Source organism: Leeuwenhoekiella obamensis, from assembly GCF_055391795.1.
Genome location: NZ_AP029251.1, coordinates 3,420,506 through 3,446,197 on the forward strand (window position 1 = coordinate 3,420,506; position 25,692 = coordinate 3,446,197).

13 protein-coding genes are annotated in these 25,692 nt (G+C 37.4%); 6 read left to right on the plus strand and 7 right to left on the minus strand.

The features are described 5' to 3' along the window. Positions 1-65 precede the first annotated feature (65 nt). The 7 genes from ACZ5L8_RS15115 to ACZ5L8_RS15145 form a co-directional block, all read right to left on the minus strand. Positions 66-2,702: an alpha-L-rhamnosidase gene (locus ACZ5L8_RS15115; RefSeq protein WP_464438496.1), complete on the minus strand. Its 2,637-nt coding sequence runs from the start codon at positions 2,700-2,702 to the stop codon at positions 66-68. A gap of 90 nt (positions 2,703-2,792) precedes the next feature. Further along, positions 2,793-4,478, minus strand: a complete 1,686-nt coding sequence (locus tag ACZ5L8_RS15120) for a hypothetical protein (protein WP_464438497.1) — start codon at positions 4,476-4,478, stop codon at positions 2,793-2,795. A 35-nt stretch (positions 4,479-4,513) separates the two neighbouring features. Further along, positions 4,514-5,371 carry an alpha/beta hydrolase gene (locus ACZ5L8_RS15125; RefSeq protein ID WP_464438498.1) on the minus strand — a complete coding sequence of 286 codons (858 nt, stop codon included), beginning with the start codon at positions 5,369-5,371 and terminating at the stop codon, positions 4,514-4,516. A 91-nt stretch (positions 5,372-5,462) separates the two neighbouring features. Then, complete coding sequence (locus tag ACZ5L8_RS15130; protein ID WP_464438499.1) at positions 5,463-8,165, minus strand: family 78 glycoside hydrolase catalytic domain; 2,703 nt, start codon at positions 8,163-8,165, stop codon at positions 5,463-5,465. A 71-nt stretch (positions 8,166-8,236) separates the two neighbouring features. Further along, complete coding sequence (locus ACZ5L8_RS15135) at positions 8,237-9,766, minus strand: RagB/SusD family nutrient uptake outer membrane protein (RefSeq protein WP_464438500.1); 1,530 nt, start codon at positions 9,764-9,766, stop codon at positions 8,237-8,239. An 11-nt stretch (positions 9,767-9,777) separates the two neighbouring features. Next, positions 9,778-12,870, minus strand: coding sequence for a SusC/RagA family TonB-linked outer membrane protein (locus ACZ5L8_RS15140; RefSeq protein WP_464438501.1), 3,093 nt, complete (start codon positions 12,868-12,870; stop codon positions 9,778-9,780). Positions 12,871-13,031: 161 nt separating this feature from the next. Continuing rightward, entirely contained in the window at positions 13,032-14,072 is a 1,041-nt protein-coding gene (locus ACZ5L8_RS15145) for a GntR family transcriptional regulator (protein ID WP_464438502.1), read from the minus strand. Between the two features lie 147 nt (positions 14,073-14,219). Between ACZ5L8_RS15145 and ACZ5L8_RS15150 the strand changes: the two genes are divergently transcribed. The 6 genes from ACZ5L8_RS15150 to ACZ5L8_RS15175 all read left to right on the plus strand — a co-directional run bounded on the left by ACZ5L8_RS15150 (position 14,220) and on the right by ACZ5L8_RS15175 (position 25,688). Next, positions 14,220-16,325: a bifunctional aldolase/short-chain dehydrogenase gene (locus tag ACZ5L8_RS15150; RefSeq protein ID WP_464438503.1), complete on the plus strand. Its 2,106-nt coding sequence runs from the start codon at positions 14,220-14,222 to the stop codon at positions 16,323-16,325. A 70-nt stretch (positions 16,326-16,395) separates the two neighbouring features. Next, the gene (locus tag ACZ5L8_RS15155) at positions 16,396-17,676 is read left to right on the plus strand and encodes a sugar isomerase (protein WP_464438504.1); all 1,281 of its coding nucleotides are present in this window, start codon (positions 16,396-16,398) and stop codon (positions 17,674-17,676) included. Between the two features lie 67 nt (positions 17,677-17,743). Beyond that, the gene (locus ACZ5L8_RS15160) at positions 17,744-19,132 is read left to right on the plus strand and encodes an FGGY-family carbohydrate kinase (protein WP_464438505.1); all 1,389 of its coding nucleotides are present in this window, start codon (positions 17,744-17,746) and stop codon (positions 19,130-19,132) included. 1 nt (position 19,133) lies between these two features. Further along, a complete protein-coding gene (locus ACZ5L8_RS15165; protein WP_464438506.1) occupies positions 19,134-20,282 on the plus strand; it encodes an alpha-hydroxy acid oxidase in 1,149 nt (382 codons plus the stop codon). Positions 20,283-20,293: 11 nt separating this feature from the next. Then, positions 20,294-21,709 (plus strand): purine-cytosine permease family protein, encoded by a 1,416-nt coding sequence (locus tag ACZ5L8_RS15170; protein WP_464438507.1) that lies wholly within the window; start codon positions 20,294-20,296, stop codon positions 21,707-21,709. 772 nt (positions 21,710-22,481) lie between these two features. Beyond that, the gene (locus ACZ5L8_RS15175; protein WP_464438508.1) at positions 22,482-25,688 is read left to right on the plus strand and encodes a SusC/RagA family TonB-linked outer membrane protein; all 3,207 of its coding nucleotides are present in this window, start codon (positions 22,482-22,484) and stop codon (positions 25,686-25,688) included. Positions 25,689-25,692 lie beyond the last annotated feature (4 nt).

Here is a 25,692-nt window from a genome sequence, read left to right on the forward strand (position 1 = left end):
ATCTCAAATATTTTCACCCATTAAATGTTATTGAAATAATTAACCTTTCTAAGGTAAACTTTCTATTAATCAATGTCACTGGTCATTATTGTAAATGTGTAAGATCCCCCATCTACCATTTTAACTTCATTTGGTAACACAATTTTAGCGCTACAACTTGCAGGAATAGTAACGTTAAATTTGATTTTATTTCTCACGCGTTTCCACTCTGATATGATAAGTCCATACTGCGATTTGTAACTAGCTTTAACAAAGTCGAGTTGGGGTATAAAAGACGGTTTGATTAGAATGTCTTTAAAAGCCGGATTTTGTTCGGCTTTATTGATTCCTGCTAGTGATTTATACATCCAAGCTGAGATTGCCCCCATTGATGGATGATTACGTGATGCGTCACCTATATTTCGATTAATATCCCAGGTTTCATATAAACTTGTCGCATCTTCTTTAAGAACCCAATTCCCCCAAGACGGCATATTTTTTTGTGTTACCATTTCAAATACCGTTTCAGCATAACCATAATTTGATAACACTTCTGGAACTATGAGACTGCCTATAAAACCATAGTCAAGATAGTTGTCATTATCATTTATCTTGTTGTAAAGATTCTGGGCAAGCTTATTCTCATATTTCTGGGGCACTAGATTCATATATAGCGGCAGAGCATAAGATAGTTGGGTTTCATTTGCATATGAAACCTTTTCTTCATCAAAAAACTCATTATTGATGATTTTTTTCAACTCTTCAGCCTTTTTTAAATACTTTGTTTTATCGGCCTTCTTTTCTAAAATTTGAGCCATTCTTGCCATTAATATATTATCCCAATAGTAGTACGCAGTAACCATAAAATCAGTAGAAGTTTCAGCTTTATAATAAAGCCAGTCTCCGAGTCCAGAACTTAACAATCCCTTTTCATTCTCCTCAGTCTCCAAATAATTTAGATACTTCTGAGCAGTTGCATAAATATTTCTTACACTCTCTTTATCTCCATAGTAATCATAAAGATTCATGGGGACAATAAAAATGGCTGCATCCCAAATAGGACCTGCCCAATCCGAATTCCATTTATGTGAAGTAGGAACTATACCCGGCATATTACCTGTATTTTGTTGAGCATCTACCATATCTTTAACCCATTTAGCATATATAGTATTAGAATCATAGTTTAGCATACCGGCTTCCTGAACCATAAAGCCATCGGCCATCCAACCGTTTTTTTCTCGTGTTGGACAATCTGTAGGTAAGCTAAAAAGATTGCTTAAATACGAATTTTTGCAAATAGAAAATATTTTGTTTAGCAATTTGCTAGATGAAGAAAATGTCCCTATTTCGTCTACATTGCTATGCATTTTTATACCTTCAAGATGTATATCTTTTTGATTAATAGGGTGGTTGCTCGTGATTTCTACATATTGAAATCCATGATAAGTAAATGCAGGCTTAAATATTTCTTCCCCTTCTCCCTTTAGAATATAAACGTCAGACTGTATAATTTCACGTTCATTTCGCGGTCTTAAATGCATATTGATATTTTGTTGGTCGATATTTCCATTAGCATCTAGCATCTCGGCATGACGTATCATCACTCGGGTTCCTTTATTACCTTTTATCCTGACTTCCGTAATACCTGCCGTATTAATCCCCATATCATAAACATAACATGTATCATTAATTTTGGACACAGAAACTGGAGAATATCTTTCTGCTTCAGTAATGAGCGGCATTTTTTGACTCTCTATTAAAATAGCAGGAGCGTTTGCTACCGTTGACTCTTTCCATGACTCTTTAAAATTCACGGTATTCCATCCTGGTTGTTCCAAGCTGGCATCATAAGTTGTTCCTATATGGATGTTATCAAAGAGTATCGGACCAATATTGGTTTCCCAAGAAGGATCACTTTGTATTACTTCTTGTTCACCATCAGCATACGTTATTAATATTTCACATAGCAATTGTGGACGTGCTCGCCAAGGAGCTAAGTGAAAATTCCAAACAGTGGGCGTTTGTTCATTAAACCAGCCATTACCTAGTTGAACACCAATACAATTATCCCCTCTTTGAAGTTCTTCTGTTACATCATATGTGTTGTATAAAATTCTTTTGTTGTAATCGGTGAAACCTGGATTTAAGGTACTTTTATCTATGAATTTTCCATTTATGTAAAGTTGATAATAACCTAATCCACTTATGTAACAACGTGCTTCAGTAATTGGCTTTGGGGCGTTAAATACTTTTCTAAAACGAGGGGAAGGCTCAAATTCCTTATCATGCGTATCCGTTATCCAGGAAGCCTTCCAGTCTGAAGGAGACATTTTTGCAGTTTCAAACCAAGTAGGTTTTGAAACTATTTTTTTATTAGAGGTCCAGATTTCTACTTTCCAATAATAGCGCTTATGAGCCATTAACTGCTCGCCACTATAATACACAATTTGATCATCATTATTTATCTTCCCCGAATCCCAAATCACATCTGAATCAGTATTCAATTTTTCGACTGAACTAGCTACTATAATTCTATATGCTTGTTGCTGCTGAGACTTTTTAGAATTAATGTACCACATAAGTCGTGGGTTTTCTATATCTATTCCTAGAGGAGTAGACATGTATTCACACTGTAATGAAACTACAGACTGGTCCTTACAAAACGATTTTAGGGGTAGAATGGCAATTGTTAATACAATTAATAGCTTATATATTTTCGACATTATATTAAATTACATTAAAGAGTTACACCTCATAGGAGGGATGCCTAGCTCTTGATTTATTTATACTCCAAAAAGGAGTGAGGAGTTTACTTACTGCTTAAAATTTAGCTTTATAATGTTGTCTTGGGGGTAAATTCTAAATACTTCATCAGCCACGGGTTTTGAGAATTTACCTTTTAAAGTGGATACAGTATAACTTTTACCTTGATATTGACATTCTATTTTATCGTCTTTAATACTTTGAAATGGCAGATCATCAGTTTTAGCAACAGCCATCTCTAAGAACCAATCTAGATTTTTTGCTCCCTTAAGTTTAATCTTAGTGTGATCTTCATCAATTTCTATTTTGATACTTCCGTTATTATTTTGAAGAGGCCATACGATTTCAAGTCTACCACTTTGTGGATTTGTAATAATTGGATCTTCTCCTTTTAAGGAAATTATAGCTCCATTTTTTTCTTGGTTAAACCGAAGTCCCGCTAATTTTTGAGCGGTACTCCATAAGTAACCATCTACAAACGGCTGAGTAGAGAATAATGCCTGGTTAGATTCTAATTTGTCTTTCAGATAACTTGACCGAATACTTTCATCAAACAAATGAATATCTCTAAATCTTAGTGTATTGTCCTCCCAAAGTAGGTTAGCACGGTAGTTTTTGCTATTAAACCAAACAGTTTTTTTATTTTCATTCTCGTAAGCTGTATTTACAGTGACTGAAGTCGCTGGTGTTTCTTTAAATTTTTCTTTAAACCAGGCTCCCGTTTCGGCAAGCGTTTCAACCTTAATTTTTCCCTGATCCCTTAATTCTGCAATCAGTGGCATCTGGTATTCAAAACCTAGCCTCACATCTTTCCAGATAAAGGAATTTTCTTGTCCTACCTGAACATAAGCATACTGCATGGGTTCACCTTCCACAAAATTTTTCATGTACCAGTCTACCCATGGTTCACTTCCCCCAGATCTTGGATATACAGGTTCCATGGAGATCACCCCTTGTCTATCATGCTCAAGACCTGTGTCATACTGATAGATAGGGTCACTACCTAGCATCCTGAAAATGGGAACGGGAATTTGATTTTCGGCATTTTGAGCGGGCATGTACGAATTAAGTTTACTGGGATAATACGCTTGATTCCAATAACCTCCCCAAAGGGTGTATCCGTCTGTACCATATTGATCCTTACAGTTTGCAGAGGCTATAATACCATACTTTTCGTACATGTAATTTAGAGTGTGTGCATCGATAAACCATGAGGCCACAGATTTTGGGTAATACCCAAAAATTTTTTTAAAATCTTCCATATAAACATCTGCCAGCATTTCTCTTTCTTTTGGAGTGTAACCCGTAGAAAAGCCAACATCAGGATGCCAATCCCAAGGAAAGCGTCCACGCCATTCCAATCCTGCTTTTTCAACCAGGGGTTCTGGGATTTCCCACCACGCTCCAATCTCAAAAGAGTCTTTAGGTAAACCATTTAAAAGCTCCTGATAATGTTCATCCATCAGGGCGTCATATTGCAATAGAAAAGTACCTCCTAACGCATATTGACGCATTATTTCGACTTGAGCTTTTGTAGTTTCAAAAAGAACCTCTTTCGTTATAGCTTCATCACGAGGCTCGATGTCGCGAATAAAGTTTATTATGTTAATAATCTTTGGCTTATCGTACTCTTCATTTGACACAGTATGAGCATCAGGATCCTCAGCCTTGGTTTTACACGCAATGATGGAAAGGATTGTAAGAAAACATACGGCTACTTTTAAGTATTTATGCATTGTATTGAATAATTAAGCTTTTACGTTTTATAGAACTATTTATTCCATTGTTCACCCAAAATCCATTGAATACATGGTTTGGTCCACTGTTTTTGTGCGGTTTTATTATCAACTCCAAAACCATGGCCTCCATTGGCATATAAATATATTTCTACAGGAATTTCATGTTGTCTTAGTGCCGCTTCAAGTTGTAGGCTATTTTCAACCTTCACTACATCATCGTCAATAGCCGAAACCAGATACATAGCAGGGGTTTTATCAGTCACTTGTTTTTCATTTGAGAAAAAAGTGATGTCTTCTTCCGAAAATGTAGGGCCTATAAGATTATTTCTAGAGTTCCAGTGAGTAAGCGCATCACTAAAGCTTACCACAGGATACACAGCAACAACAAAGTCTGGTCTTAGGTTTGTTTCTTGTGCGTCTGGAATCTTTGTCGTATCGAAATGTGTACCTGCCGTTGTCACAAGGTGACCACCTGCTGAAAACCCCATAACACCTAATTTATCGGGTGCTACGCCATAGTCTTCAGCATGTGTTCTTACATAGTGTATGGCTTTTTGAACATCAGTTAATGGTACGAACTTTTTGTTTTGCATTTTTGATGCATTAGGCACTCTATAATCCAGTAAAAATGCAGTAATGCCATTATCATTAAGCATTTTGCAGGCAGGAAAACCCTCTACATCATTTGCTCTTCCACCGTACGACCCCCCTGAACATACAATTACCACTATGTCGGACTTCTTTTCTTTGGGTTCAAAAACGGTTAGTTGTGGTATTTCAGAGCCTGTATTGGCAAAAAGTATCTGCCCAGAAGGATATAGATCTATAGTTTTTTGGCTATAGCCGAAATAACAATTCAGATATAGAAATAAGAAAAATAGTTTTTTCATTATAAAATTTGAATTTCCTTTATATTGATTGCTGGATAACAGACCACAATATTGATCTTTAAAAAATTAGAAATTTTTTAAATGCTATGAATTATTGATCAAGCTCAAAAGTGATGGAATATTCGCCAGAACCCACAGCAAGAATTTCTTGTCTCCAAGAGATATCCTTGTTTTTGCCCACCTCTTTACCATTTATCATAAGAGATGCAGCTTGCGCGGAGGGTAAATGAATCTCTGCTGTTGTATTTATTGGAATATTTACATTGTACGCGACGCTGTTTCCTTTAAGTTTCCAGTTTGATTTTATGAGTCCATAGTATGTTTCAAGCGAGCTCGTAACTTCATTTAATGTTTTATTTTCATTTTGTTGACCAACTTTTTCTGAGACATAATTATTCTTAAAGTGTGGGGTTAGTATTATTTTCTTATAGCCCGTTTCACCTATAACTTCTGAACTGTTGATACCAGCTAGCTCTCGGTACATCCAATTGCCGATTGCTCCATAGGCGTAATGATTGAACGAATTCATGCTAGGAGTTTGAAATGTTCCATCTGGTTTTCTGCCGTCCCATCGTTCCCAAATGGTAGTAGCTCCTGCTGTGACAGGATAAAGCCAAGATGGGTAAGTTTTTTGCATGAGGAGGGTATAGGCAACATCATGATACCCGAATCGTGAAAGTACTTTCGTGAGATAAGGTGTTCCCAGAAAGCCAGTGGTAAGATGGTAGTCATAACTTTTAATATTCTCTACTAGACGTTCTGCTGCCTGTTTCCTTAGACTTTCAGGAAGCATGTCAAAATTGAGTGCAAGCACATATGATGTCTGTGTTCCTGATACCAGCCTGCCATTAGGGGTCATGTACTCTTTAGCGAAAGCTGATTTAATATCCCGAAGCAAAGCGGTGTACTTCTCAACATCCTCTTGCTTATTCAAAACTTTAGCCGTATTGATTAGTAATTGAGTAGAATGTGCATAAAAACACTGTGCTATAAGATATTTATCTGTTACTGCAGCGCGCCCATCATTATCGTCATCTGGTCTATAAAACAACCAGTCACCAAAATGAAACCCTGTATTCCATAAATCATCGTTGCTTCTGCTTGTCATGTATCCTACCCAACTTTTCATACTTTCATACTGGTTTTCTAGGATATCTTCATTACCATAGAGTAGATACATGTCCCATGGGATAATAGTGGCAACATCTGCCCATCCCGCTGAGCCGGCACTATTCTGGTCAAGAACATTGGGAACCACAAAAGGTATGCTTCCGTTTTCAAGTTGATCTGCAGAAACATCCTGCATCCATTTAGTAAAAAAGTTATCGACTTGCATGTTAAAGGCTGCTGTTTGTGCAAAGACTTGTGCATCTCCTGTCCATCCTAATCTTTCATCCCGCTGTGGGCAATCAGTTGGTACATCAAGAAAATTCCCTTTTTGCCCCCATTCAATATTGTGTTGAAGTTGGTTAAGTAAATCATTTGATGTTGTTAGTTTACCTGTCTTATCCATATCAGAATATAGGGCTGTAGCCTTAAAATTATCTTTGGTAAGATTCTTTACATTTCCTTTAATTCTAATGAATCGGAATCCTTGCCATGTGAAATGAGGCTCAAAGGTTTCAGTACCTTTCCCTTTAAGGATATAGGTGTTTCTTTGGTTTGCTAGGCGTAAATTTTCGGTGTAAAAATTTCCATTCTTATCCAGAACCTCAGCATGCTCAATAATTATACTATCACCTACATTACCCTGAACTTCGACCTGTACCCAACCTACAAGATTTTGACCAAAATCGATTACTTTTTCTCCTTCAGGAGTAGTTATCATTTTAACGGCGTTGAATGTCTCATGTTTTTTAATTAGCTCATTATATGTTGCGACCAGATTATTATATCCCGAGTCTTTGGTTCGCACATTAGACCAAGCACTCTCATTGAAGTTAGGCATCTTCCATCCGTCGATAGCCAATCGAGCATCTATAGTTTCACCATTATAAATTTCTGATTGAATTACTGGTCCAAAAGTTGATTTCCAAGACTCATCAGTACCTATAGCACTTGTTGAACCATCTTCATATGTAATATTAATTTGAAGAAGTAATGCTAAATCATCTCCATAAATATTTTCATTATCACCCCAGCCTAATGCGCTTTTGTACCATCCACTCCCAAGCATTGCGCCTACTGCGTTGTTTCCTTGATTTAAAAGGCTTGTAATATCAAAGATTTGATATTGTAACCTTTTATTATAACTAGTCCACCCTGGAGTGAGATACGCATCTCCTATTTTTTTACCATTTAGGTACGCTTCGTATAAACCATGAGCCGTAATAGTAACTGTAGCAGTTTTAATTTTTTTGTTTATGGTAAATTCATTCCTTAGCATGGGACTTTTACGATCTGGATTATTGCTTTGCGGCTTTATCCATTTTGCTACCCAATCGTTAACATCTAAAACCCCAGTTTGAAAAAAAGTTATATCACTCCATTTTGATGATTTTCCATTTTCATCCCAGACCTTTACTCTCCAATAATATTTTTCAAGAGATTCAAAATCAGGACCAGCATATTTTACACCAACAGATTGACTTGAAGTAACTTTATCGCTGTCCCAAATTATACTTCGTGAAAAATTCTTTTCCTCGGTACTTACTTGAAGCTGATAAGCCGACTGCTTTTTGTTTGATTTAGCTGAAGTAAGCTTCCAGGTGAATTTAGGATTAGCATTATCCAGACCTAAGGGTGTCTCTCTATTTTCTGTCAAAAGTATTTCTGGAGAAATCTGAGCAGTCATGAATAACGAAGTATTCATTAAGATGATAAAGGTTAGGAGTCTTAAGTGAATATTATAAATCATAGTACTAATTATTGTGGATTTTGCTGCAGATTATCTAAAGTTATAGCTCTTTGAGGAATAGGCAAAAGCAATTTGTTCTCTGTAACTTGAAATGCTCCTGCAGGCATAATACTTCCACGATTTTCTATTTCTTCTAAGCCATGGGAGTTCATTATTTCAACGATATTATCTTGGCGTAATAAATCATACCATCTATGGTTTTCAAATGCCAGTTCAACTCTTCTCTCCTGTAAGATGGCGTTTCTCATACTATCTTGGGTCGGAGCATCTGCACTTGTTAAGTCAGTAAGGCCAGCACGGTTTCTTATTTGATTAACGAGATCAAAGGCTTCTCCATCTGCATGATACGCTTCCTCATTAAGGCATTCTGCAAGCATAAGCAGCACATCTGCATATCTCAATGTAGGGAAGTTTACGCTTGTGCTACCAGCTAAATCAAATCCAAAGTTATATTTAGTAACGTATGGTTGAGATATGAAATTCCCATCTACGTCCGTAAAACCCACTTTTAAAGAAAAGTCTTTACGAATATCTCCATCTTCATAAGCCTCTATCATGTCTTGAGTGGGTGTATTCCATCCTGATGTTGAGCCAAGAGTAGGGACTTGTGGATCCCCAGTAACACTATTACCAGAATTGTTAGGAGCAAATTGATACATAAAATTGCTACCCTGACCATTTTCAGAACCTAAATATTGAACTGCAAAAATAATTTCTGAGTTCCCTTTGTTTACCGGGTTGAAAACATCACTATAACTTGAATCGTTACCTGTAAGAATACTGTAACCAGTTATTGACCTTAAAACGGGAATTGCTTCACCATATTTACCTTGCATCATATAGGATTTAGCTAACAAAGTCTTCGCTGCACCAGATGTTGCTCTTCCCTGATTTATGGCATCATACGAAGAAGGTAAAAGATCTTGAGCATCCAGAAGATCAGATGTGATACTGGAAAATACTTCTTGGGAACTTGCTCTACCCTCACTACTAGCTTGATTAGGGCTCTCCGTAGGCAAGAGTTCAAGGGGCACTCCTCCAAATTGAAGAACTAAGTTATAGTAATAAAAAGCTCTGAGAAATTTAACTTCCCCTTCGAATTGATTTTTAAGATTTATGTCTATTTCCCCATCAAAATTTTGAAGGTTTGCAAGTACTACATTACATCTGCCAATACCGTTATACGATTGATTCCAAAGACCTCCCATTGACCTGTCATGAGATGCCTGAGTAAGAAAATAATCAACTAAACCCCTATTCTCATAACCACGGTCGCTAGCTAAGAACTGAAATGTTGTGTTATCTGAGCGCATCTCACCGAATACCCAGTATTCCACATTGGTAAGACTTCTCAAAGGGACGTAAGATCCATTCACTGCCTGTTCTATTTGCGTTGCAGATTCAAAAAATGAGTTTTCATTTAAGAATGTTTCAGGTTCAACCTGAAGAAATTCATCATTACAAGAGAGTAAGGCTATAGTAATAATGCAAATAGATAATCTTAAAGAAAAATGTAATTTATGATTGTAAATTTTCATATCAGTTTATTTTAAAAGGAGAGGTTAACACCAAAAGTGAATGTTTTAGCTAATGGATAAGAAGTAAAGTCTAGACCAGGGGCAAGTGACGTAGGCCCCCCTCCACGGTTAGAACTGCTAGAAACTTGCGGATTACCTTTGCTATAGTTTGTTAAGGTTAAAAGATTATTAGTAGAAAAATACAATCTTGCCCTTGTCAGAAAGTTTTGTTTATCAATAAGATTTGTTGGAATAGTATACCCTAAGGTTATATTTCTAAACCTTAAAAAAGAAGCATCCTCTATCCAGCCGGAGTTCACATCTCGGTAAATTACGCGAGCGCCATTCGTTGTGGGAGTGACACCATTACCGGGGTTTTCAGGAGACCTCCATCTGTTTAAAACATCAGTTGTAACATTGAAGATTCCATCAATATTATCAAGAAATTGATTAGCACCAACCATCAATTCTCCTCCAGATTGTCCGTCGATAACAACACTAAGGTCAAAGTCTTTGTAAGATAAAGTGTTAGTAAAGCCAAAATTGAAATCTGGGTATGGATTACCAATTACATCAAAATCGTTGACAGCCTCTATTACACCATCTCCATTTACGTCTTTATATTTTATTGAACCTACTACTGATGAAGAATGTTTAGGTGAGTTTTCAAAATCTTCTTGATTAGCATACACTCCTTCTATTACATATCCATAGAATTGACCTATCGGTTCTCCCACCTTCGTAATATGAGTAGGATTTCCTTCTCCACTTAATCCAGATAGGATAAAATCGCTATCACCTTCAAGAGATAACACTTTATTTCTATTGAATGCGATGTTAAAATTTGTACTCCAATTAAAATCTTTAGTTGAAATATTATTTGAATTCAGAACAAATTCTACCCCATGATTAAGAATTTCTCCACCATTTATAGTTGCAGCACCAAAACCAGAGCTAAAAGGTATTTGCGTATCGATTAACATGTTTTGCGTGTTTCTTCTATAATAATCAACTTCAATAGATAAGTTGTTATCCAATACTGCCGCTTCGAGCCCTATATCAAGCTGTTTTGACTCTTCCCAAGTGAGATTAGGATTCGCAAGACTATTTAGACTCCTTCCGCTGGCTATTTGTCCTCCAATCACATAATTACTGGTGCCAATTGTTGGTATATAAGTGTAATTCCCAATATTATAGTTTCCGGAAAGACCATAACTGGCTCTTACTTTAAGATTATCGAAAAATGAGTTTTCCATAAAATCTTCCTGATTTACACGCCAGCCAATACCCAATGAGGGGAAAGTTCCATATCTATTATCACTGCCAAAGCGGGAAGAACCATCAGTTCGTATTGTAGCAGTTAGCAGATATCTTCCATCATAGTCATAGTTTACTCTTGCAAAGTAAGATGCTAATGCCCATTCCTGAATATTTTCACCATAACCGTTAATGCGCTCTGCTGCATTTAATGTTTGTATATCATCATCAGGAAAGTCGGTGCCATTTACATAAATTGATTGATACCTTTCCTTTTGTGCGGACATCCCAGCTGTAAGATTCAGCGAATGGATTTCATTGAAAGTGGTTTTATAATCTAATAGTATTTCAGATTGCCAGTTCAAATTATCAGATCTGTTGAGGGAATAGGAAGGTACATTAGGAGGAGGAGCATTTGTGGTACCCAAGAAACTAGGATAAAACCTAGAATTTTTATTATTGCTATAATCTACAGTATAACTGTATTTTGCTTTAAATCCATCCAATAAGCTAAGTTCAGCAAAAGCACTGGCTAATCCTCTAAACTCAGTTACATCTGTACCCGCAAATTCGAGCTCATTAAGTGGATTAGGCCCACCAAATAATCCAGGCCCTGTAACAAATGGTGTTCTTTTACCATTTTCATCATTTATAGGGATTATTGGGTTCATCCATTGTGCTTTTCCTACAATATCAAGGAAATCTCTTTCAAGGTCATTAATGTGTTGACTGCTAAATGTTGGTGCTAGGTTAAGACCTAGCTTTAAATGGTCGCCAATGTTTGTTTCAAGATTTGTTCTTATTGTATATCGCTTATACCCCGTATATTTTACTACGCCCTCTTGATCAAAATAACCTAATGAAAACACGCCTCTTAAGTTTTCAGATCCTCCTCTCACATTTAGATTAATATTGTGTTGTGGAGCTGATTGCAATATTGCATCATACCAGTTAGTGCCCTCTCCATATTGATTAGGGTTTTGATACATTTCTGGGATAACAGCATCTGCAGCCGTTCCACCAGCTGCAATAGCAGCATCCTCTCGTATCTCTTTTTGAAATTGAGCAAATTGACGAGCGTTTAGTAGGTCTGGTCTACCTTTTTGAGGTACTTGTTGAAACCCAGTATATGCATTTAAATCCACTTGTACTTTACCAGCTTTCCCTTGTTTAGTATTAATTATAATAACACCGTTGGCCCCACGAGAGCCATAAATAGCGGTGGAACTAGCATCCTTAAGTACTGTGATTGATGCTATATCATCCGGATTAACAAGGTTTAAGGGATTGCTGGTTTGATTAAAACTGTTAGAAATAGGAAATCCATCAATCACAACAAGTGGATCAGAGTTTGCGCCTATTGAGCCCGTGCCTCTAATTTTAATTTTTGCTCCACCTCCAGGCGTTCCTGTTACAGTATTAACCTGCACGCCTGCCACCTGTCCGGCAAGTTTTTGATCTACAGATGCTACCGGAATATTCTCTATATCCTCAGATCTGATTGTTGCTACAGAGCCTGTTAGATCCTTTCTCTGTTGGGTTCCATAGCCGACCACTACAACTTCATTAAGCTCGGCGACGTCTTCGATCATTTGAACCTGAATCGTATTTTCCTGGGAGATTACTTTTTCAAGTGTTTTAAATCCCACATAGCTAAAAACAAGAGTAACAGGTCTATTAGAAATTGATATTGAAAAATTCCCATCAAAATCAGTGGTTGTACCATTATTTGTGTTTTTCTCAATAACACTTACGCCGGGAATAGGCATATTATTTTTGTCTAGTATGGTGCCCTCTATGTCTGAGGTTTGAGCGTAAACTGAAAAGGAGAGAAATACTAAAAGAATTAGTAAAACAGCGTTTTTCATATTGATATATAATTGGTTTCTTGTTATTGGAAAATTCTTTTATATATCGTTTGCGTAATAGTGCTAACGATTAGAACTTCCAACAATTTTAAGAACCCAATTCTGGCATTGCATCCTGTGCTTTCCTGTTCAGGTTTAAAAAATCAAATAAATATGGCTGTTTACAAAGAGCTTCTATAAAGAATATTAAAAGGGTTTTTCGTTTTTTCAAAAGTGTTCTCAACAAGCATACGTGCGGCCTTTTCACCCATTTTTTTAAAATCAGTAGAAACTATGGTAATACCTAATAATTCTTTTAAAGGGGTGTCATTATATGAAATAACACCAATGCTTCTACCCATTATAAAACCAGCTTCACGTATTTGTTTTACAAGGCTGACTAAATCATTCTCCTCAATGGTTATGTATGCATCCATTGGCCTTAATTCCATACTTGGATATATTTCATCAAGAATCTCGAAATCAAAATTATAGCGCAGACAAAATTTCTTGAATCCATACATGATCCTTTTAGGATAAGGGTAGATTGCCTTCATTGGGTACACAAGAATGAGTTTATTATATTTTTCAATTCTGTCTTTGCCAGATACTAACGCATTAAAAATATCATTCTCAAAATCCTGATATACTTCCCTTACATTACCAGATATTTCTAGAAAATTATTGTCAAGAATTACAATCTTTTCTTTCGGTAAGCTTTCTACTGCTTTAACTACCTCTTGACTGGTACTTAGATGATGTAGTTGATCGGACTTAAAATGTGGCATGATAACAAAATAGTCATATGCGTTTCTGTATTTTTCAATAGTATTTATAAATAACTGTATATCGCAATGATAAATACTTAAGTCGACATGGGCATCTGCACCCATTTTGTTCACAAAGGAGTTAAAAATTCTTATCTTATAAGAACTGGGCTTATTAATAAGGAATAAAATGTTTTTCTTATCAAGTAAAAATGTTTTGGTGATGTAATATCCTTTTCCTTTTACAGCAGTAATAATCTTCTGATCTTTTAATATGTTATACGCTTTTTCTACCGTATCTCTGGATAAATAAAACTCTTCACTTATTTCATTTATTGAAGGAATTTTTTGATCAATAGATAAGTACCCGTTTGTAATACCATTAATTACAGAATTTACTATCTGTTGGTATTTTGGTACGCGAGAATCTATATCTACTTTAAAAATATCAAGCATAGGTGTTATTTATTATAAACTCTATAAATTTATATACAATATCGTGAAGTATAGCTAAAAGAAACAAGAAGTCGTGCCAGACAGTACAGGATGGTCAGCGGAATCTAGAATCTTAAATTGAACTCAATTAATTCCACAAGTTAGAAAATGCAAAATTCAACTACAGATTTTAAATATGTCGATTATCTATGGGACGAAAAAACGGCTGCTAATTTTGAAGATGATCAGATAGCGCTTTTCCTTTATCGCTCTAATATTTTAGGAACAGATTTGCGAATCACAAATTATGGAGGAGGAAATACAAGTTGTAAAACTATAGAAAAAGATCCGCTTACAGGTGATGCTGTTGAGGTTATGTGGGTCAAGGGATCTGGAGGAGATATTGGTACACTCACTCGAAAAGGAATAGCAGGCCTTTACACAAACAGACTACGAAACCTAAAGAATGTGTATAAAGGGCTGTACGATGAAGATCGTATGGTGGGACTTTTTAATCATTGTATTTATGACCTTGACAGTAAAGCCCCATCGATTGATACGCCACTACATGGTCTTTTGCCTTTTAAACATATTGATCATTTGCATCCCGATGCACTTATTGCCATTGCCTCTGCAAAAAATGGCGAAGATATCACAAAAGAGATTTGGGGAGACTCTATGGGTTGGGTTCCGTGGCAGCGACCTGGTTTTGATCTAGGCCTCCAGTTAGAAAAGTGCTTAGAAGAGAATCCTGGAATACGTGGAATCGTCCTGGGTAGCCACGGACTTTTCACTTGGGGCGATACCTCCTATGAATGTTATATGAACAGTCTTGAGGTTATCGAAATGGCTTCAGCATATATTGAGGAAAAAATATTACAGAGGGGAAAAGTATTTGGAGGGCAGAAAATAGATTCGCTTCCTGATGAAGCGAGAAAACAACAGGCTGCCCAGCTTATGCCATTACTCCGTGGGCTCACCTCTTCAGAAAATAGGATGATAGGTCATTTCGCAGATAGCGATACCATTTTACAATTTATAAATAGCCATGATCTGGAACGTTTGTCACCTATGGGAACATCATGCCCAGATCATTTTTTACGAACAAAAATTCAGCCGCTTATCCTAGAGCTTGATCCCGATGAAGATCTAACAGATAGTGCTGAGACCCTGAAAAAACTCGAACCATCATTTAATAAGTATCGAGAAGGATATAAAGTGTATTACGAAAACCATAAGCATGAGAATAGTCCGGCGATGCGAGACCCCAATCCCGTAATAATAATCTATCCTGGTGTGGGCATGTTCAGTTTTGCAAAGAACAAGCAAACAGCACGTGTAGCCAATGAATTTTATGTGAATGCTATCAACGTGATGCGCGGAGCTGAGGCTATCTCACAGTACACATCCTTACCAAGACAAGAAGCCTTTGATATAGAATACTGGCTCCTGGAGGAAGCAAAACTGCAACGTATGCCTAAAGAAAAACCGCTTTCGCGAAAAGTAGCCATAATTACTGGTGCTGGTGGAGGCATAGGAAAGGCCATTGCAGATAAGCTTGTAGCGCAGGGCGCAAACGTTATTTTAACTGACCTTAATGAAAATACACTTGCAAATGCGCTCAAATCTTACGGGCCTGATGACGCTACCGCGGTTTTTTGTGATGTTACCAATAAAGAATCAGTTGAGAAGGCATTTGAAGAGGCGTTGCTTTCTTTCGGTGGGGTGGATATCTTGGTGCATTCAGCAGGGTTGGCTATCTCAAAACCACTTGAAGATACAATGGAGAAAGACTGGGATATCCTGCAAGATGTTCTTGTGAAAGGGCAGTTCTTGATGGCTCAAAAAGGAGTTGAGATTATGCGCAAGCAAGGTTTGGGCGGAGATATCGTGAATATCGCCAGTAAAAATGGATTGGTCTCTGGACCTAACAATGTGGGCTATGGTACCGCTAAGGCCGCACAACTGCACATGACCAGATTGCTCGCTGCAGAGTTAGGTGGTGATCACATAAGGGTGAATACGGTTAATCCAGATGGGGTAATCGTAGGAAGCAAAATTTGGGAAGGAGAGTGGGCCGAAGGTCGCGCAAAGGCATATGGAATAAGGGTAGAGGACTTACCAGCGCATTATGCAAAAAGAAATCTCCTAAATGAGATCATACTCCCAGAGGACATTGCTAATGGTGTATTTGCTTGTGTGGCAATTTTAGACAAAAGTACTGGTAATACAATAAACGTAGATGGTGGAATGGCTAATGCCTTTGTAAGATAATTTTTCCGTTAGTAGTTAGGCCTCACGGAAATTTCTTCGTGGGGTTTTTTTCTAACATTATGAGAATAATATGAGGATAACAGTTGATAGAATTTCAGAATTCAATAAAAGAATAAAAACAGATTTTGAACCCTTAATCGATTTCACAAAAACTAACTTGTCTAAAAGAAGTATTGCAATAGATGAAATCATCTCAAAGATCATGGAGTTTCAGGTTGCGATTCCCAGTTGGGCACTCGGTGCCGGAGGTACGCGTTTTGGCCGATTTTCTTATGGGGGAGAACCAGCTACTTTAGAACAAAAACTGGATGATATAGGTATACTCAATGCCCTGACAAAATCGGCAGGGGCGGTCTCCTTACATATTCCATGGGATATACCTAAAGATATACATGCCATCAAAGAAATAGCAGCTGATCACGGGATTGCTTTTGATGCAATGAATTCTAATACCTTTCAGGATCAGAGCGATGCAAAAGAGAGCTACCGTTTTGGTTCATTGAATAGTATGAATTCAGCCATCAGACAACAGGCCGTGGAACACAATAAAGAGGTTATCAAAATAGGAAAGCAATTGGGGTCAAAAAGCCTTACTGTTTGGTTGGCAGATGGAGCTAATTTTCCTGGACAGCTTAACTTTCAGAAAGCACTGCAAAATACAGAGAAGAGCTTAAAGGAAATTTATACATCCATGCCAGAGGACTGGAAGCTCTTTATAGAATATAAACCCTACGAACCTAATTTTTACAGTACCACTATACAAGATTGGGGTACTTCTTTTATGCTTGCCAATGCCTGTGGTGAACGGGCATTTACACTGGTTGACCTGGGACATCACTTGCCCAATACAAATATTGAACAGATTGTTGCAACCTTAATGTACAAAGGGAAATTGGGCGGTTTTCATTTTAATGACAGTAAGTATGGTGATGATGATTTGACTGTGGGCAGCATTAAGCCATATGCCCTTTTTCTAATTTTTAACGAGTTAGTGTATGGCATGCGGAACAATCCACAGAATCCTTATCCTGCCTGGATGATCGATGCTAGCCATAATATTAAAGATCCGCTTGAGGATCTATTACAATCTCTTGACGCTGTATTGATTGCTTATACGCAGGCGATGCTTGTTGATCAACAAAGCCTGAAGGAAGCACAAGAAGCTAACGATGTGGTTAAGTGTCAGGAAATTCTTCATGAAGCTTACCGCACAGATGTGCGGCCTTTGGTCTATCTGGCCAGAGCCCAAAGTGGTGCGGCTCTACAACCCTTACAGGCATATAGAAACCTTAAGGTGCGTGAAACACTTATTAATGAAAGAGGAGTACAAACAAGGGCTGCCGGGCTATAAAAAATTGAAACACCCTGCGCAAGATGAAGATTGAGCTATAAATAAGGGATATACAAACAAACGAAAAATGAAGGTGACTGCCGTTTTTGATATAGGAAAGACCAACAAGAAATTTTTTCTGTTTGATAAGCATTATCAAGAATTGATGTGTGAGTACATACGCTTACCTCTTACTGCTGATGAAGACGGCTATGAAACAGAGGATATAGATCTGATGGTGTCATGGATTAAATCTACTTTTAAAGTAGTTTTAGAAAATGAAAAGTACGAGGTGAAAGCATTGAACTTTTCAACCTATGGTGCTAGTTTCGTACATTTAGACCATCAGGGGAATGTGCTCACGCCCTTGTACAATTACACTAAACCCATAGACAAAACCATCACTGATGCATTTTATGCAAGTTATGGAAGTGCACTTGAAATCGCCAGCGATACGGCATCACCGCAAGCTGGGATGCTTAACTCTGGCTTGCAGCTATATTGGTTAAAAAAACGCTATCCAGAAATCTTTAAAAAAATAAAGTATTCCTTGCACCTTCCACAATACCTGTCGTTTTTGTTTACAGGTATTGCAGTTAGCGAGTATACCTCTATCGGGTGTCACACTAATCTGTGGGATTATGACAAGGAAGATTATCACGAATGGGTATATAGAGAGGGTATTGACCGTATTTTAGCACCTATAGTTCCCACAACGCATAGCATAAATACCAGATACCTGAGTAAGAAAATCAAGATAGGCGTGGGTATTCATGATAGTTCATCAGCATTGTTGCCCTATTTACTGAGCAAGAAAAAACCATTTTTGTTGCTTTCTACCGGGACCTGGAGCATTGCTTTAAACCCTTTTAATACTCAGAGTTTAGCCATAGAAGACATTAAAAATAACTGTCTCAATTATCTTCGGCTAGATGGCAAGAGGGTCAAGGCTTCACGGTTTTTTATGGGTAATGAGTACCGTATCCAAGTAGAGAAACTTAGCAAGTATTACGGTAAGGAATATGGCTATCACCAGGAGGTGAAATTTGATGAAGAGTTGTACCTACGTTTGATCGATAAACCTGCTGTGTATTTTAGGTTTGAGGGAATTTCGCTACAGCGAAAAATACTACAGGAAACTGACTTGAAGCCTTTTGCAACATTTGAAGAAGCCTATCATCAACTTATGATCGAGCTTATGGAACTGCAACAAAGCACGATAAAAAATGCTATAGGGAATACTGAAATCAAAAAGATGTATATAGACGGAGGGTTTACTGATAATGATGTCTTTATGAAATTAATGGCACATCATTTTAAAGACTTTAAAATACTAAGTACTCAATCTCCTCTTGGTTCTGCTCTGGGAGCAGCAATGGTGATTTCTAAAAATAAGGTGGACTCTAAGTTCCTAAAAAAGAATTACCGTATGAAAAAACTCATGCCTCTTTTATTAAAAAAAACAACTGCAGAATAACATGGCTTTTCCATTTAATACTGAATATCCCTCTGTTGAGTCCCTTCGAGCACGTGCCAGAAAACGCATGCCGAGATTTGCTTTTGAATATCTAGATGGTGGGTGTAATGAAAATATAAACCTTCACCGGAATACAGCGGAAATACGCGATGTGCAGCTTGTACCGCGATATCTTAAGAATTATTATTCTTCAAAATTAGAAACAGAACTTTTTGGGATACAATATAACGCACCTTTTGGAATCTCGCCCATTGGTCTTCAGGGTTTGATGTGGCCCAATGCGCCTGAAATTTTGGCGAAAGCCTCCCTAAAACACAACATTCCCTTTGTACTGAGTACCGTTACCAGCACAAGTATTGAACGTGCAAGCGAACTTACAGAGGGAAGGGCATGGTTTCAGCTTTATCATCCCACCGAGGAGTGGTTGCGGAATGATCTTATAAGAAGGGCTGAGGCGGCACAGTGTCCTGTGCTGGTCATTTTGTGTGATGTGCCCACCTTTGGTTACCGGCCTAAGGAAATACGAAACGGTCTTGCCATGCCACCCCAGGTAAATCTGCGCAATTTCTTGCAGGTATTGGGTAAACCTGCGTGGATGTCAGAGACCTTAAAGTATGGGGTTCCGAAGTTTGCTACCATGCAAAAGTATATGAATGACGGTATGAGCATCAAGCAGCTGGGCAAATGGATGGATGCTACATTTTCGGGTAGGCTTAACGCCGAAAAAATAAAACCCCTACGTGAAATGTGGAAGGGGAAATTGGTGCTTAAAGGAGTTGTGAGCGATGAGGATACAGAAGAAGCAATAAGGTTGGGTTTTGACGGAATAATCGTTTCAAACCATGGCGGCCGCCAGCTAGATGCTGGAGAATCTACTATTAAACCACTGACACGGATATCGCAGAAATATGGTGATAAAATAACCGTGATGATGGATAGCGGGATACGCTCTGGTCCAGATATCGCAAGGGTAATGAGCAGTGGAGCAAATTTTAGTTTTTTAGGAAGATCATTTATGTATGGGGTAGCAGCACTGGGAGAAGAAGGGGGAGATCACACCATTGCCATGTTAAAAATGCAATTGCAACAAGTTCTGGAACAGGTGTGTTGCGAGCAAATCACGGATTTGCCCAATCATCTGGTAAGATAAATTAGACACAAATGAGTCAAGCACAAATTGAGCAAGAAGTTTTAGCGGAAGAATTTTCAGGAGAGTTTGAACGTCAACGCGTACCCGATGCTAAACTGAAGAATTGGAAAAGCTTTTTAGGTATGTATGCCGGTGAGCATGCTGCAGGTACTGAATTTGTTATAGGTCCACTTTTTTTGACTACAGGTGTTAGTGCATTTGACCTTATTGTAGGATTACTATTAGGTAATTTTATGGCGGTTTTGAGTTGGCGCTTTCTCACGGCAGAGATAGGTACAAAGTTTAGGTATACGCTTTATTTTCACCTAGAGAAAATATGCGGTAGGAGGCTTGTTACAATTTACAACTTGGCAAATGGAATCCTATTTTGTTTTCTTGCTGGTGCTATGATAACAGTTTCGGCGACAGCAGTGGGAATACCATTTAATATGGAAATGCCTAAACTTACCGATACATTGCCAAATGGTCCCACCTGGATAGTTATTGTACTTGTGATTGGCGCTGTGATTTCTATTGTAGCAGCTAAGGGTTACAATACGGTAGCCAAAGCTGCAAACTGGATGTCGCCCATAATCATACTCGCATTTATAGCTTGTGGAGTGGTGGCACTGAGGCAACTGGAAATACGTGGTTTTTCTGACTTCTGGGAGTTGTGGGGAGATGGAGGAGAGCCTTTTCCAGGACAGGTAAAGTATACATTTTGGCATGTATTGCTGTGGTCATGGTTTGCGAATGCCGCTATGCATATAGGAATGTCGGATTTATCGGTTTTTCGTTTTGCAAAAAAAGCCCGTGCAGGGTGGACGACAGCTGCAGGAATTTATATAGGTCATTACATTGCTTGGATTGCTGCTGCATTGTTGTATGCCGTTTATTTAAAATCACCCGAAGCTCAAGCTATACTCAGTGGTGGAGAGGCTCCCACTGTTGCTCCAGGACCGTTAGCATACAATGCCATTGGCGTATTTGGAATCATTGCGGTTATTCTTGCAGGCTGGACTACGGCAAATCCTACAATTTATAGGGCAGGATTAGCTTTTCAGTCAATTATACCTAAAACATCTACGACCTGGGTTACTATCATTGCCGGCACTATCGCTACTATTGCTGGGCTTTTCCCTGCTTTTGCTATGAAGTTACTTGGCTTTGTGGCATTGTATGGTTTTATCCTTGCGCCAGTGGGTGCGGTGATCGTCTTTGAGTATTTTTTCGGGAGGCGATTTGGGGTTCAATCATTTTATGCAGAGAAATCAGGAATAAAATTTAATCAGGCTGTGTTTTGGGCTTGGATTATAAGTTTTGGGGTCTTTTATTTTGTTTCTGTTCAATTTGATGTTTTCCTTTCATTTTTAACTCTACCAGCTTGGTTGAGTTGTGGTATTCTATACGTTTTATTCAGTAGGTTACAGAGAAACAAAATCATTTAGATTTTTATACTAAGAGTGTTTTTTGAAAAGGTCTTGGATTCAATTCTAGAGATGATTTAAATACTAGATTGTCATAATCTAAAACTATTATGATAAGCTCTAAATTTTATATAGAGCAATTTCTATTCTAATACTGTTGAGTACTTTAAAAAGTATTGCTTTGGTAAGACTAATTATACTCAAAATCTTGAACCTATGTTGTACTTTTTTAAGTGACATTCCAGATACCCTTTTGCTAATTTTCTATATAGGTTACAGCTTTTAATCCAAAAGTGTACTGATTAAAAGAGAACTACGAAAAATAGAGCACGAACAAAAAAAGTATAATAAATCACAGTTGGGTAGTTAGTTTCATACAAAACTTATAAGCATCCATCACGTCAAGTAATCAAGGGTTGATTGAACTACTTAAACGCGAAGTTGCTGCTATTCAATTAGTATCAAGCAGGATAGTGCAGGATGGCTACATGGGATGAGGAATATATTTTAGCAACTTAATTTTAAGAAAGATAACGTTTTAGTGAGGTTGCAAAACTTTACGTTTAGGAAAGTTTTAACATTAGTCTAGTATTTTATGTTAATGAGTGACTAAGCATCTTGATAGGAAATTTGTTCTCATGCCAATCAAATAGCTTAATAATACCGAGCTCTTAATAGATTTCTGATTGGTGGAGTAATCGAAAAATAGAGTAGCGCTAAAACCAAAAATTCAAAAATTTTCAATTGACTCTTCCCTGAATGATAAAACATAGGGGCTATATAAAACAACTTTATGAGATTTAAAATTACATCACTTAACAGGATATATTTATTTCCTATAAATACTGGTTTTTTAAGATATTCATTGGTTACAATTTATATTTTATGTCTGCACAGTTCAATGTATAGTTCAGAATTGGAAATTGGCTTAAAAAATGATGTTAGATTAACATCATTTTATCCCATTCAAGAAACTGAAGTCAGTGGAACTGTATTTGATGAATTTGGAACACCTCTCGCTGGTGCCACAGTTCTAATTATAGGCTCTAAAGGTGGAGTAATAACAGATTTTGACGGGAAATTCAAAATTAAACTAGAAAAAGGAGATAAGATACAAGTCTCTTATATAGGCCTAAAGACAGCAATTATTGAATATTCTGATCAAAAAACCTTAGAAATTCATATGGAGCCTGGTCTGAATGCACTGGATGATGTTACTATTGTTGCGTTTGCAAAACAAAAACAGGAAGATGTTATAGGCTCTGTAACTACTATTAAACCCCAAGATCTCAAAATTCCCTCTAGTAATTTCACGAATTCTTTTGCTGGGCGTGTACCAGGCATGGTGTCTTATCAAAGGTCTGGGGAGCCAGGGCAGAATACTTCAGAATTTTATATTCGAGGGATAACGACTTTTGGTTATAAGAAGGACCCGCTTATATTAATTGATAATAATGAAGTTACTACTCAGGAACTTTCTCGATTGCATCCAGATGATATTGCAAGTTTCTCGATATTAAAAGATGCAACAGCAACAGCACTCTATGGGTCTAGAGGAGCTAATGGGATTATTCTCATCACCACTAAAGAGGGAAAAATAGGTAAAGCAAGAATTAACATTCGGTTTGAACAGGTTAATTCTAGACCAACAGAAATGGTGAGTCTTGCAGATCCAATTACTTATATGAGACTACACAACGAGGCAGTACGCACTAGAGACCCATTAGGTGTTACTCCATATTCACAACAAAAGATTGATAATACAATCGCAAGAGTAAACCCATATGTATATCCCGCAAATGATTGGAATGATATGTTATTTAAAAATTCTTCCAATAACAAGCAAGCAAACATGAATGTGAGTGGGGGTGGAGAGGTTGCCCAATACTATATAGCGGGAAGTTATTCAAGGGATAATGGAATATTAAAAGTTAATGGGAGCAATAACTTTAATAATAATATTACACTTGACCGTTATATGCTTCGTTCAAATATTACTATAAATATTACCAAAACGACAGATGCGGTTGTTAGGTTAAGTGGGGCATTTGATGATTATTCTGGACCCATTGATGGGGGATCAGAATTATTTAGGAAAGTAATGAGGACTAATCCGGTACTCTTCCCAGCAACTTTTGAACCTGATTTGGCAAATGAAAAAACACAGCATGTATTATATGGAAATGCAGGTGAGGGTGATTTTTTAAACCCTTACGCCGATATGACAAAAGGATATAGAGAGTCAATTACCTCACAAATTTCTGCACAGTTTGAATTAAATCAGGACCTTGGTTTTTTGATAGAAGGGCTTTCCGTAAGGGGTAGGTTTAATACAAACCGCTACTCTTATTATGATATAAGCAGATTTTATAATCCATTTTATTATAAGGTGGGGACATATGATAGAAAGGAAGACATATATACCTTAGATGTTCTTAATGAAAATAGCGGTACAGAATATCTTGGATATGACGAGGGAGGCAAGGATATAAATTCAACTACTTATATTGAAGGTGCTGTCAACTATAATAAAAAGTTTAAAGATAAGCATAGTATTAGCGGGTTGCTCGTAGGAACCATGAGGGAACGTATACAGGCAAATGCAGGAGATCTTCAGAGGTCGTTGCCGTATAGAAATTTAAACCTAGCAGGTCGCGCAACTTACTCCTATGATTCAAGATATTTTCTTGAATTCAATTTTGGTTATAATGGCTCTGAGCGCTTCTCAAAAGAAGAGCGTTTCGGTTTCTTTCCTTCCATTGGTGGAGCCTGGCTTGTATCAAATGAGAATTTTTGGAGTGAAAACCTAAAAGATCAAATCAATAATCTTAAACTAAGGTTTACCTATGGTTTAGTTGGAAATGATGCTATAGGAAGTGAAGTTGATAGATTCTTTTATTTGTCTAATGTTAATCTAAATGATGATGGGAATGGTTCTGGGTTTGGTACATATGGAAATGATTATTACAGACCAGGAGTATCTATTTCACGGTACCCTAACAGTAATATAACATGGGAAACTTCAGAAAAGTATAATCTTGGTTTTGATATCGGTTTATGGAAAGAGCTCGATATCGTGGCAGATTTCTTCTCAGAATATCGTTCAAATATTCTTATGGATAGGGCTGCTATTCCTTCCACAATGGGACTGCAGGCTCCAGTACGTTCAAATGTAGGGGAAGCTTCTAGTAAAGGTTTTGAAGTTTCTTTTAATTATAATCATGCCTTCAATAAAGATTTGTGGATTACCGCTATGGGAAATTTCACTTATGCAGCAAGTAAGTTTGAAGCCTTTGAAGAACCGGATTATCCAAACTCACCTTGGAAATCAAGAGTAGGTAACTCTCTGACATCAAATTATGGATATATCGCAGAACGTTTATTTGTAGATGAAGAAGAAGTTCGCAATTCTCCTGTTCAATTTGGTAATTATATGGCGGGAGATATTAAATATAAAGATATCAATAAAGATGGCAGAATTACAGAATTGGATATAGTTCCTATGGGCTACCCACATAGTCCAGAAATTGTATATGGTTTTGGGTTTTCAGGAGGATGGAAAAATTTTGACCTTTCTAGTTTCTTTCAAGGAGTAGGCAGAACTTCACTATTTATTGATGCCCGCTCAACCTCACCATTTATAAATCAGCAAAATGCATTACTTCAGGTTTATGCAGATAGTCACTGGTCCGAAGATAACAGAGATGTTTATGCCTTATGGCCTAGGTTATCAGAAACTCATATAGAGAATAATTTACAACCCTCTAACTGGTTTTTAAGAGATGCTTCATTTATGCGCTTAAAAACAGTAGAGATTGGTTATTCATTACCGCGAGATCTGATTGCTAAGTCAGGATTGACAAAGTGTCGTCTGTATGTTATAGGAAATAATCTGGCTACCTTCAGTAAGTTCAAACTATGGGATCCAGAAATGGGAGGGAATGGGTTAGCCTATCCCATTCAAAAGGTTTATTCAGTAGGTGCACAAATCTCTTTTTAAATAA